Source organism: Thalassobacillus sp. CUG 92003 (assembly GCF_013618635.1).
Classification (GTDB): domain Bacteria; phylum Bacillota; class Bacilli; order Bacillales; family Halobacillaceae; genus CUG-92003.
Genome location: NZ_JABLSJ010000003.1, coordinates 376342 through 388597, shown reverse-complemented (window position 1 = coordinate 388597; position 12256 = coordinate 376342). Strand labels below are relative to the sequence as shown.

Sequence of the window (12256 nt, the reverse complement as noted above, 5' to 3'; positions counted from 1 at the left end):
TGCGGAGATTTTAGAAATTGGAACTAATGGAAGATAACAGGGAATTTAATTGTTCTCCCATCGTTTCAGGTGAATCGGACATATCATTATCTAACCAATAATTGATAACGCCGAAATGGACATGAGCGATGGAGTAAATAATCAATTCCTTGTTCATCTTTAATTCTTCATCATTCACATTTAGATGTTTAGCCTCCTCATGAAAATGTTTTTTAAACACTTCGATAAATTGAATGTAAAAATATTTACCGCCTTTATACTTGAAAATGGGTTTATAGAAGTGAGAATAGCGTTGGAAGTGTTTGAAGAATTGCACGTAGGGATCGTTATCCCTCCTTTTTATGCCGTTCTTTATTTGTTCTCGTTCCCGACTCGACATCTCAACTGTTGAAATAAGATCGGTTAATAACTCGTCTACGTATTTTTCATAGAGTTCATATTTATCCCGATAATGTAAATAGAAAGTCCCGCGATTGATATCTGCCCTGTTTGCGATATCATAAACACTGATATTCTCAAATCCTTTGTTATCGAGGAGTTCAGTAAATGCCTGTTTGATCGCTTTCCTCGATTTTTGAATACGCCGGTCCTCTTTTTTTTGTCATGGATAGGCTCCCTCCAATATGACTCATTCATTTATAAATTAATCAGCAATTTCTCAATTTTGTTCATTATTCAACAGACTCTGAAAATTGATTATTGAACGTGCGTGCTATCTGTTGCTACGATTTTAATGTATAAATTGTCCATTAATCAACAATGAGTTCAGTATTATTAGTTCGTTGGGCTCCTGTAAATCATTTTGACTACGCATTCTATTTTTAGGAGATGGTCACATGACAAATCAATTTTTTATTATTTCAACCGGAAGAAGCGGGTCAACGGCACTTTCCAATTGTATTAATCTTCACCCTAATCTTCTAAGCCTTTCAGAATTCTTATTATCTATCAACATGCAACCTTCCGGACCAGAAAATAGCAGCTGGCCGGGGTTGTCACTGGAAAGATGGGATGGGAAACAATTTTGGGACTTTCTTTCAAAAACACAGCCCATGAATTTGGCTCCTTATATTAAAGAAGGGGTGCAGATCAAGGAATTTTTATATGAGGTCTCTGATACCTCACGTTTTAATATGGAAACTGGGATTCCAAGTATTCTAGGTATGACGCTTCCGCATTTAACGGATAAACCAGATCAATTGTTTGAAGAATTGGAGTCGGTTGTTCCCCAATTTCCGGAAGATCAACTGAACAACCAGTACCAACGCCTATTCGATTGGCTGCTGCAACGGTTTCAAAAAGATGTTTGTGTTGAACGGTCCGGCATGTCGGTCGATGTCGTGGATCGTTTGATCACCATGTTTCCAGATGCTAAGTTTATATTCTTATACCGTGATGTTAGGGAAACGGCAATGGCGTTCAATCGATTTCAGCCTTATAAATTAGGCACAGCATTGAAGGAGGCGAAGGAAACAACCGGAGAGGACCCATCGAATCCGACTACTGATATTTCCCGACTTGGCGAGTACAAATGGTTACACCCGGATTACTTTACTGTAGAGAAATTGAAACAGTTTGAAGTACCATACGAGGAATTGGGTGAAAACTTATCTTCATCTCTGGTGTCAGCTGCTGAGCACCTTTCCAAACTACCTTCAGAGCAAGTGCTTAATCTTCGGTATGAGACGCTTATGGAAGCGCCGGAGGATCAACTAAATCGTGTCATTCAATTTATACAGCCGGAATCAACTACACCGGAGCAGGACAAAGCGTGGGTAGAGCAGAGCGCCGCTATTATCCGGCCGAAGCCTGATACATGGTCCGATTTACCTGCAGACAAGCGAAAGCAGCTCGAAAAGGCGAGTGAGCCTGCGCTGAAATTGCTTAATTATGTCTGATCAATAGACGGAATCGATGAAGGTTGACAGTGTGATAATCTACATAAAGTAGAAAGAACCCCGGGTTACCTGAGTTAACGTTACCATGGGGTTCTTTCTACTTAAGTGTATAACTGAATAAAAACGCACAGGACTTCCGACTGGATATCGATCTTCTATACAACTAAACTATTTACATACGGACTACAGAAAGAGGTATAATGTCACTGTTGCGTATGATTCATGTTCCTGCCTGGAAAAGAATTGTATGCTACATACCAGGTTGGATTGAAGAAGTAGAGCTTAGGATAACAGAACGATTCAACGAGGGGGAGTATAGTTGTGGCGCCAGTCATCTCAGTACATGATTTAAGAAAAACCTATAAAAAACTCGATGCTGTGAAGAGCATCAATTTCGAAGTGGAAGAAGGGGAGATCTTTGGATTCCTCGGTCCCAATGGAGCAGGGAAAAGTACCACGATCAACATGATTTGTACCATGTTGGCCCCGAGTGAGGGCTCCATTATGATTAATGGATTTGATGTGAAAAAGCAAAAGAACAAGGTGCGGGAAAGTATCGGCATTATTTTTCAGGAAAATACGTTAGATGAAAAACTGACTGCCAATGAAAATCTCATGCTGCATTGTCGATTCTATCAAGTACCGAAGGATAAACGGGAACAGCGCATTCAAGAGGTGCTGGAAATTGTTGATTTAGTCGGGCAGCGAAAAGACCGTGTGGAGACTTTCTCTGGCGGGATGAAGCGGCGTCTGGAGATCGCCCGGGGACTGCTTCACTATCCTAAGGTACTGTTTCTTGATGAGCCAACAGTCGGTCTCGATCCGCAAACGCGTGCGCACTTATGGGAATATATTTTGAAGCTGAAAGAAAAAGAAGGCATTACGATGTTTTTGACGACGCATTATTTAGATGAAGCGGAAATCAGTGATCGCGTTGCAATTATGGATCAAGGGGAAATTATTGCGATCGACTCGCCTTCCGCTTTAAAAGGTCAACTTGGCGGCGATATCATTGAACTCTCTACAGAAGATAATCAGAAAGCATTAGAAGAAATACATGACAAAATTGATGGTGCCGAAGTGTCGCTTAAAGATGACACCATCCATTTGAAGGTTTCGAGCAGTGATGTTTTTATTTCTTCCATTATAAAAACGTTGAATATCCCTATTACGAAATTAAACATACGCAAACCGACGCTTAATGATGTATTTTTAGCCTTTACGGGCAGAAAAATTGGTGAATCCGATGAAAGCTAATCAGGTCGAGAGGAGGCGCTTTTAATGGAAGGAATTTTAGCTATTTGGCAAAGAGATCTAACGAAGTTTTTTCGAGACAAGGCTAGATTGTTTGGCTCATTTACGATGCCTATTCTATTTTTGTTAATATTCGGTGGCGGCATGAGTGGCACGATGGAAAATATGATGACGGGAAGTATGGGAGCAGCAGGGGGAGCTGAGTTCAACTATGTCGAGTTCGTTTTCCCAGGAATTGTAGCGATGACGTTACTGATGACCTCGATCTTTTCCGCCTTATCCATCATTGAGGATAAGGATTTCGGATATATGAAAGAAATTCTCGTATCCCCGATTTCGCGGGTGAGCATTGCAGTGGGGAAAATGCTGGGAGCAGCAACCGTTGCGACCATCCAAGGTATTATCCTATTTATTCTCATTCCGTTAATTGGATTGTCTTATGATTATATGGCGCTCCTTCAAGTGATTCCTTTTATGTTTTTGCTTGGTAGTGCTTTGTCCGGATTGGGGCTTTTATTTGCTAGTTTCATCCGGTCGACTCAAGGCTTTCAAATGACCGTGCAAATTCTCGTCATGCCAATGATCTTCCTATCGGGTGCTTTGTTTCCGGTTAACAACATGCCTGCCTGGATGGACTTCATCGTCAAAATCAACCCCATTACGTATGGCGTTGACGTTATGAAGAAAATCATGATTGATCTTGAGGGCGTTTCTCCGGTAGTACGTGAAGCCATGGGGCTAGATCTAATGGTCTTTGGAAGACAAGTGTCCGTATTTGAAGAGATCTTATTTATTCTTGGCTTTGCGGTTTTACTCGTTCTGCTTGCAACCTTAAGTTTCAGAAGAGCAAATGCTTAGTTACCATAATACTAGAGGATTGCCTGAGTTCCACTACGTGAGAGTAGCGGGACTCAGGCTTTTTGCTCAGGAAAAAGTTCCCGATAAGCATTACTTTGCTTGATCAGGAACCCTTAAGTGCTGGCGTTATAGATTCAAAATGAATAATTTGTCGCGCGTCATGGATTCAATACTGCGGCGTATCCCTTGGGACCCGAGTCCGGAGTTTTTAGCCCCGATGAATGGGAAATGGTCAGGGCCGCGTTCTGTTTTTGCGTTCATTTGCACGGAACCGACGTCCAGTTTGGTAGCGATGTCCCTGGCTTTCTGAACGTCTTTTGTAAAAATACTTGCTTGCAGACCGTATTGTGATTGGTTGGAAAGCGAAACGAAGTCTTCCGTTTCGTTAATCCGAATAATCGGCAGGACGGGCCCAAAAGGTTCTTCCCACGCGACCTTCATATCTGAATTTACGTGATCGAGTAAGGTTGGATAAACTAAATGATCTTCACGTCTATTGCCCGTAACGAGCTCTGCTCCTTTGCTTAAGGCATCATCAATCAAATCTTGCACAAAGTCAGCTGCCTCATTATTGATCAATGGCGTCACTGTGGCATTATCTTCAGGGGTTCCGACGGAGAGATTTTCAACCTTCTGCTTAATTTTCTCTGATAGATCATGAGCAATCGTGTCGGATGCTAGAACGCGCTTAATTGCCGTACAACGTTGGCCCGAATAAGAGTAGGCCCCACTCACGATGTGTTCAGCTGCCAGATCAAGGTCGGCATCCTCCAGGACAATCGCTGGATCCTTACCCCCGAGTTCTAACACAACAGGGATCATTTTTGCCTTTTGGGAGATGGCTTGTCCTGTTTCTGTACTGCCTGTAAATGTAATCATATCAATGTTCGGGTGGGTAACGAGGAAATCACCAATTTCTGACCCTTTCCCGGAAACAAATTGAATGGTATCAGAAGGCAGATCTGTTTCTAACAGCGCTTCGATCATCAGCTTCCCGCTCAAAGCTCCTTGTGAAGCTGGTTTGAAAACAACGGCGTTGCCTGAGATGAGGGCGGGCGCAATTTTGGAGGCTGCTAAGTTAACTGGATAGTTGAATGGAGAAATGGCGAGGACAACACCGAGCGGCTCCTGCTCTACCATGGCCATTTTGTTTGATGATCCGCCTTTGGACGAATCCCCTTTTAACAGTTCACCGTGGATGCGGCAGCCTTCCTCAGCGGTGTAACGGATGAGATCTGCCGTCCGTACCACTTCTTTGACAGCGGAAGCCAGGTTTTTACCGACTTCTTTAGAAATAACCTCACCAATTTGGTCTTGTTTTTTTACTAATTGCTCGGCCCATTCGTGTAAAATTTCTGCCCGCTTATATACCTCTGTTGAGCCCCAACTTCCTTGGGCGGCACTTGCCTGATGTATTTTATCGCCTACTTCCTCTTGTGACATCAAGGGAAGAGAGCCAAAAACTTCGTTTCCAGAAACAGAATAGACTTTCTTTTCATTTTTGATGGCAATACTGATGACTAATCAATCCTCCTAATATATTTGATTATTCTGATTATTAAGTAAAAACGAAAAGTCATCAAACTCTATTAAAGCGGTTACATCATTCGTTTAACCGCTTACATGTTGCGCAAAGTTACTTATAATCTATTATTCTTTTATTTTGATGCAAGTGGTAAAAATTGGATTTTAGCGCAGGCAGTTAGATCCATGTATGGTGATCGTTTCAGTAGCTTGATAAATTTTATGAACAATATAGAACTGAAAGTTGGCCATTGCTTCTTTTGATAAATTGAGTATAAGGATCCATCAATTTAAAATCTCTAAAAACGAAAAAAGGTTATACAAAGATTCATTCTACATATAAACGAAAATGGATATGTAAATAATACGATTGATTAACTTGCTGATGAGTACGACATTTCTCTTGCCTTTGCTGAACGCTGCCTCATCCATTTACAACAACTCGACCCTCCTGGAATTGGTGTGCTCTTTAAAAGAATCTCTACTACTTCAGGCAAAGCGAACTTTTCGGAGGATAATAAACTGACTTGACTCATTGCCAATTATCTTACAGCCTGTACTGGAATAAACATCCCGAATTGTTAGGCGTTAATAGGGGGTCAATCAACTTCAAGTAACTTTAATTGGGGATGTAATAGTTATTGCTTATTTGACCTTAAGCTAATATTGTAAAGTGGGCTCACCGATAGGTTTTTAACTCTTACCTCGAAGTGTTTTTAATTCAGGGATAAGCAGCATGATTTATAACGCCAAATCCTCCTTAGTTATCATGTTTTTTGCGAATAGAAAAACTAATATATGATTAGAAATTCAGTTTCTTAACAGTCTATTAATTGTTGAGAGGCTTATTGTTATTTATGAAGTGAGGGGGAGCAGTATAATTGTTTTTAGGGTATTCAAAAAATGTAGGTAATAGAAGACCTTCTGTGTTGGTTGCGTAACTATTCTATAAGTTTAAGACAGGATAATAAGGTGAAGTACTACTACATAAAGAAAAAGACTGATTATGAGAGACCCTGAACATAAAGATGTTATTATTGAAAGATAATATTTTCAGGAACTTAGGTGATGTAATATGTTGAAAATATATCACAAGTTAAAAGAACATAAGAAAAAAACACCGTGGGAGAAAAAATTAAATTTTTACGCTAACCTTTGGGTTACACCAATCATTTATACAGGTATTGCGATTTTACTTTTTCTCTTCGCCGTTATTGCAGATCTTCAAATGGACGTGGGGGAAAATTTATCTTCAGCTATAACTATATCCTATCAATTGACACAAACAATTCTCAGTACATTGACGGCAGGTATACTGTCATTGACAACCTTCACATTTTACGGCGTACTTTCTGCTTTGACCACATTCTCTGTTCAGTTTTCGCCTCGGATTTTAAAAAATTTCATGATGAATTCAGTGACTCAGAGGACTTTAGGGATTTTTATTGGAAGTTTCCACTATGTACTTCTATGTTTATTATTTGTTAATAAAGAAACTAGCTTTTTCTTTATTCCGATTATTGCAACGGGACTTACGATGACAACCATTGCTACGTTTATTATTTTTATTAATCATATAGTGACTTGGCTGCAAGTAACCAATATGACAGAAGATATGAAAGAAGAGTCTGCTATTATCGCCAAAAATTTATTAGTAGAAGAAATGGATAACCATCGAGTGGAAAATACAGAGTCTATCAAGCATCAAATTCCCACTTCTGATCATCAAAGCCATTTCATCAAGGTGAAGAATTCAGGGTATATTCAGACAATTAATTTTGTTGCACTCATTAAGGAAGCCGAGAAAGACAATATAGTGCTCAAATTAGAATACAAGGTAGGTAGTTATGCGTTTCAATCCACTCCATTATTCACATATTGGAAAAACGAAAATAACTCTATCGATGAGTCTAAATACTATAAAATGGTTGAAATAGGAAAAAGCCAAAATGAAGTGCAAGATATTGAATATAGCTTAAGTAAGTTAGTAGAAATAGCTTTACGTACTATAGGAAATAATGACCCTAAGACTGCCACAAGGACAGTCTACCAAATTGGGGATTTGTTGATCGATATTTCAAAAATGGCAATGTTTACTCCGTACCTGGCTGATGATAAAGGCGATTTACGGCTAATGATTCAAAATCTCGTGTTTAGAGACTACATATACATTGGCTTAGCCTCTATAAGACACTATGCAAGAACAGATGTGATTCTTACTGTTGAAATATTAAAAGTTCTTTATGCCATAGCCTTGGTAGATGAAATGGATGAGCAAGAAGCTATTTGGGAATTCGCTGAATATACGACTAGATCCCTAGAGGTGCATTTCATTCATAGCTTAGATCGGGAAAAGCTATATTATACTCTTTTCGGAATTGCGAAGACTACAGGGTATCAGGAGCGATATGATAAGTTAGTTAACGGCATGTTGAAGATTATAGAAGATGAAGAAGACAGGAGTGAGTTAAAGAGAAAGTTTCCCTTAGATAGTAGTATAAATAAAGAAATGAATTAGCAATTTGCTCTCCGTACAAAAATTACCCCCTCCCATGCTCCGCATACGAAAAAAATGCCGAACGATCTTGCTGAAATCGTTCGGTATTTGTGTGTTTCATACAGTTTTATCCCAGCCCCGTCTTTTTTTGTCTTAATAACCTAGGCAAGCGGACAGACAAAATCTGAATAAAAATAGCCTAATAAAATGCAAAAAGGAGGGAGAAAAGTATGGCATTTCCGTCTAATAATTAGTTTCTTATTAGGGCCCAAATGATGGATTACATTTTGGTGGTAAACCAGACTATCTCTTAGGTTTTCAGTTTTCAGCAAGTGAATTCTTAAAACGTTAGGAATTTCAGAAAGCACACTGCTTCAATTTATCATTAAGCAAACAGCGGGTAGTGTTGGAGAAGTTGCTGGAGGCGCCATTGATGGAGACTCGGAACGTTGGAAAAAAGGGACAACAGCTGCAGTTGGTGTCATCGGAGTGAGTGTAGATGCTGCAGACGTTGTCGATATAAACGGAAATGAAGGTGGGACAGACATCAAGCAATCTTCTAAAAGCGTAGCTGATGATTACTTTAAAGGAGAACTCGTGGAAATAAAGCAGAGTGAGGTAGAATATAAGGAAGTAGAAAATTTGAATCATCATCATGTTGATCCCCACTTCAATAGTTAATGGCCGTTGCAGAGGATTATCGCGTCAATAAGTTATAGAATCTACATTATTTTTCTTAAATCGTTTGTATTAAAGGTAAGTTAAACACGTTTAGTTTGGAATACAGAAACTAAATTGTTTCAGGCAGTATTTTATAGCTAAACGGTAAAAAGGAAGTTATCAACTGAATGACCAAAAAACAGAAAAAATTTTTCTCAAAACGAGAGGGGACTCTGCTTTCTCCTCTCTTTTTATATTGGACATAGCTTTCATTCTGAAAAGAGCGTTGGAAGACTTTCAGGAAAAAAAGATTATTTTATCTGTATACTCTACTACTTCAAAAGGGGGGGCATTAATAGAAGAAGTGAAGAGTGTGATACACCAAAATCTATACGGCTATTCAAGAAATAATTCACCTCTCATGTGAAGAAAGTACAATAAGTACCACAGATAATATTTTGAAAATTGTTGCAAAATTATTTCAAGTAGTGTACGCTTTACTTAAACTTATTTCGTTCACTGAAAAAAGTAAGTTATTCGTTTAATTGAGGTGAGAAAATGAAGGCTTTAAGAACAGGCAGCAAAGAACTCATTAAAGAAATTAATCGATTCAAAGTATTGAATATCATTCGGCATCAGCAGCCCATCAGTCGGGCTGAAATTTCGCGACAGTGTGAACTTGGAATTTCCACCCTTTCCTATATCATGGATGAATTGAAGTCACAAAATCTTATATACGATGTTGGCGAATCAACCTCTACCGGAGGAAGAAAAGCTAAGCTTTTGAAGTTTAATGAGAACCATGGCTATGTCATCAGTATCAAAATTGAAGAAGAACAAATTTTGATAGCGCTTACGAATATGGAAGGAGACATCCTGTTAAAAACGTATGTGCCGTTTGAAAAGAAAGCAGCGGCTGAAAAGGTTGTCTCTTTGATTGAAAGAGAAGTGACCTCTATTTTCGCTAGTCAGAACAAGGATATGGCGCATCTTTTAGGAATTGGCGTTTTATCTTCTGGGCTTGTAAACCGGCATGAAGGCAAGATTATTCGTTCGTCTATGCTGGAATGGGAAAATGTTCCGATTACCACCATGATGAAAGCTCATTTCCCGGGTGTTCCTGTCTTTGTCGACAACAATATCAATGGGTACAGCTTAGCTGAATTGGAGAGAGGGGAAGGGCGGGAGGATCACAATTTTCTCATTGTTTCCATTGGAGCTGGTTTGGGGCTATCCGTCGTTATTGACCGGAAGATATACTACGGGGCTGTCGGCGGAGCGGGAGAATTCGGTCACACGAATCTCGTGATGGGAGGCTATCCGTGTCACTGTGGGCAGGATGGCTGCCTGGAAATGTACGCCTCGGAGTTTTACTTCGAAAATAAGTACAACGAAAAAGCTAAGGAGAACCCGGAGTATAACGAAAGCGATTATCATTTTTCCGCCGTGGCGAAGGCTGCTGAAGATAACGACGTGTTCGCAAAGTCTTTGATGAAGGAGATGGGGACGCATCTGGGTTATGGCTTAAGGAATCTGATCAATACCTTGAATCCTGAAAAGATCATTATTGTGGGTGAAGGTGTGAAATATAAACATCTATTCGAAGAGGACGTTTTTGAGATTTCTCATGCTAACTTTTTTGAGAAGGTGGACATTCCTACCGAGGTTGTGTTTTCCCATCTAAAAGATGATTCCTGGTTTACGGGAGGCGCTTTGCTGGCCATCAATCAGCTTTTTCAAGAACCGATTTATGAACAAATGAAAACAGACGTTTGACTATTAAGGGAGGTGAATAGGGATGGTCGGAATGACAAGGAAGAAAACGTTGTTTTGGCTTTGTGTCTTTCTTCTTCCCAATCTGCTTGGCTTTTTAACATTTATAGGTGCTCCAATTGTTTCGTCATTAGTTATTAGTTTTACGGATTGGGATTTGCTTGGAGAGATAGAATTTATCGGTTTTGACAATTACATACGGCTGGCGCAGGACCCGGAGTTTTGGGTATCCTTTCGCAATACTATTTTCTTTATTCTTGGATATATTCCTTTGGTTTTAATATTTGGCTTAAGCTGCGCGTTGTTGTTAAACAAACAAATGAAATTCCGGGCCTTTTTTCGAGCTACGTTTTTCCTGCCGGTTATTACAAGCTGGGTTGCTGTGTCGCTCGTATGGAAATGGTTGTATAACCCGGAATACGGCCTGATCAATTACGCGTTGTCAACGATCGGGATTGCGGGCCCTGAGTGGTTGAATGATCCTAACACGGCCATGATCGGTGTTATTTTGGCTAGTGCCTGGAAGGACATCGGGTTTGTCATGGTCTTGTTCCTGGGAGGCTTGCAGAATATTTCACCTTCCTTTTATGAAGCGGCTTCTATTGATGGGGCAGGGAAGGCGAGGCAGCTTTGGAATATTACGATTCCACTCTTGGCTCCGACGACATTTTTTGTCACGATTATTTCGCTCATCAATTCGTTTCAAGTCTTTGACCAGGTCATGATCATGACAGGTGGGGGACCAGGGGGATCCACCGAGGTGATGGTGCAAAACATATATAATCACGCGTTCCGGTATTTCGATATGGGCTACGCATCGGCCATGAGTTGGATCTTGTTTTTGGTTATTTTCCTATTCACCTGGATACAGATGAAGTTTCAAGATAAGGGGGCGCATTGATGTATGGCTGGGGAATACTCGAGTAATGCTTTGATTGACAGGAACACCAGGTCGAAACAATCAAATAAACGCCCGATTCTAAACAAAATCCTTTTTTATTTACTGTTAATTGTAGGCGCTTCCACTATGCTCATCCCTTTTCTCTGGATGATTTCAACGTCTTTGAAGCCGGACGGAGCGACGATGGTTCTGCCGCCGGAGTTCGTGCCCAATGAACCGACGACGCAAAATTATGAACGCGTGACGCAGCAGTTTCCGATGATGCGCTTTCTGTGGAACTCTATTGTTGTCGCTGTATTGACGACGGCGGGACAGATGATCTTCAGTTCCATGGCTGCTTACGCGTTCGCACGCATGCAGTTCCGCGGCCGGGATAAATTATTCCTTTTATACCTGGCGACCATGATGGTTCCAACGCAGGTTACGATGATCCCGCAGTTTATTTTGATCAAACAGTTTGGATGGCTGGATTCTTATCCAGGACTCATCATCCCTACGATGTTTGCTGTGTTTGGAACCTTCTTGATGAGGCAGGCGATGCTGAGTATTCCGAGAGAGCTTGAGGAAGCGGCCTTCATGGATGGCGCGAATCATTTTCAAGTTTTTTACCGCGTCTGCCTTCCTTTAATCAAGCCGATGCTGGCTGCGCTTGGGATTTTCACTTTCATGCAATCCTGGAATAACTTCCTCTGGCCGCTGATTGTGATCAGTAATGAGGAGTTAGCGACATTGCCATTGGGTCTTTCTCTGCTGCAAGGCCGTTGGGCCACAGACTGGGGATTGATGATGGCTGGGGTTGTCATCAGTGTCTTACCGATTCTGATTGTCTATCTTTTCGCTCAGAAGTATTTCATTCAAGGCATGACGATGAGCGGAATGAAAGAATAAATA

10 protein-coding genes are annotated in these 12256 nt (G+C 40.6%); 8 read left to right on the top strand and 2 right to left on the bottom strand.

Annotated features, from left to right (window positions below; translation table 11 throughout):
• Positions 1–10: 10 nt before the first annotated feature.
• A complete protein-coding gene (locus HOP45_RS06590; RefSeq protein ID WP_370457970.1) occupies positions 11–559 on the bottom strand; it encodes a TetR/AcrR family transcriptional regulator in 549 nt (182 codons plus the stop codon).
• A gap of 277 nt (positions 560–836) precedes the next feature.
• Between HOP45_RS06590 and HOP45_RS06580 the strand changes: the two genes are divergently transcribed.
• The 3 genes from HOP45_RS06580 to HOP45_RS06570 all read left to right on the top strand — a co-directional run bounded on the left by HOP45_RS06580 (position 837) and on the right by HOP45_RS06570 (position 4010).
• Positions 837–1898, top strand: coding sequence for a sulfotransferase (locus tag HOP45_RS06580; RefSeq protein ID WP_181348120.1), 1062 nt, complete (start codon positions 837–839; stop codon positions 1896–1898).
• Between the two features lie 321 nt (positions 1899–2219).
• Positions 2220–3155 carry an ATP-binding cassette domain-containing protein gene (locus HOP45_RS06575; protein ID WP_181348119.1) on the top strand — a complete coding sequence of 312 codons (936 nt, stop codon included), beginning with the start codon at positions 2220–2222 and terminating at the stop codon, positions 3153–3155.
• Between the two features lie 24 nt (positions 3156–3179).
• Positions 3180–4010 carry an ABC transporter permease gene (locus tag HOP45_RS06570; RefSeq protein ID WP_181348118.1) on the top strand — a complete coding sequence of 277 codons (831 nt, stop codon included), beginning with the start codon at positions 3180–3182 and terminating at the stop codon, positions 4008–4010.
• Positions 4011–4136: 126 nt separating this feature from the next.
• Here HOP45_RS06570 and HOP45_RS06565 read toward each other — a convergent pair whose 3' ends face one another.
• The gene (locus HOP45_RS06565; RefSeq protein ID WP_370457969.1) at positions 4137–5516 is read right to left on the bottom strand and encodes an NADP-dependent glyceraldehyde-3-phosphate dehydrogenase; all 1380 of its coding nucleotides are present in this window, start codon (positions 5514–5516) and stop codon (positions 4137–4139) included.
• A gap of 1093 nt (positions 5517–6609) precedes the next feature.
• On the opposite strand from HOP45_RS06565, the gene HOP45_RS06560 reads away from it, so the two are divergent.
• The 5 genes from HOP45_RS06560 to HOP45_RS06540 all read left to right on the top strand — a co-directional run bounded on the left by HOP45_RS06560 (position 6610) and on the right by HOP45_RS06540 (position 12253).
• Entirely contained in the window at positions 6610–8052 is a 1443-nt protein-coding gene (locus HOP45_RS06560) for a DUF2254 domain-containing protein (RefSeq protein WP_181348117.1), read from the top strand.
• A gap of 468 nt (positions 8053–8520) precedes the next feature.
• The gene (locus HOP45_RS06555; RefSeq protein WP_181348116.1) at positions 8521–8712 is read left to right on the top strand and encodes a hypothetical protein; all 192 of its coding nucleotides are present in this window, start codon (positions 8521–8523) and stop codon (positions 8710–8712) included.
• A gap of 537 nt (positions 8713–9249) precedes the next feature.
• Complete coding sequence (locus HOP45_RS06550) at positions 9250–10467, top strand: ROK family transcriptional regulator (protein ID WP_181348115.1); 1218 nt, start codon at positions 9250–9252, stop codon at positions 10465–10467.
• A 22-nt stretch (positions 10468–10489) separates the two neighbouring features.
• On the top strand, positions 10490–11365 hold the full coding sequence (locus HOP45_RS06545; protein WP_181348114.1) for a carbohydrate ABC transporter permease: 876 nt from the start codon (positions 10490–10492) through the stop codon (positions 11363–11365).
• 3 nt (positions 11366–11368) lie between these two features.
• Positions 11369–12253 (top strand): carbohydrate ABC transporter permease, encoded by an 885-nt coding sequence (locus HOP45_RS06540; protein WP_181348113.1) that lies wholly within the window; start codon positions 11369–11371, stop codon positions 12251–12253.
• The last annotated feature ends 3 nt before the right edge of the window (positions 12254–12256 follow it).

Excerpts from the sequence above, each read along its gene's own strand:
- HOP45_RS06580 (WP_181348120.1), top strand. The coding sequence starts at position 837 with ATGACAAATCAATTTTTTATTATTTCAACCGGAAGAAGCGGGTCAACG.
- HOP45_RS06570 (WP_181348118.1), top strand. The coding sequence starts at position 3,180 with ATGGAAGGAATTTTAGCTATTTGGCAAAGAGATCTAACGAAGTTTTTT.
- HOP45_RS06560 (WP_181348117.1), top strand. The coding sequence starts at position 6,610 with ATGTTGAAAATATATCACAAGTTAAAAGAACATAAGAAAAAAACACCG.
- HOP45_RS06550 (WP_181348115.1), top strand. The coding sequence starts at position 9,250 with ATGAAGGCTTTAAGAACAGGCAGCAAAGAACTCATTAAAGAAATTAAT.
- HOP45_RS06545 (WP_181348114.1), top strand. The coding sequence starts at position 10,490 with ATGGTCGGAATGACAAGGAAGAAAACGTTGTTTTGGCTTTGTGTCTTT.
- HOP45_RS06540 (WP_181348113.1), top strand. The coding sequence starts at position 11,369 with ATGGCTGGGGAATACTCGAGTAATGCTTTGATTGACAGGAACACCAGG.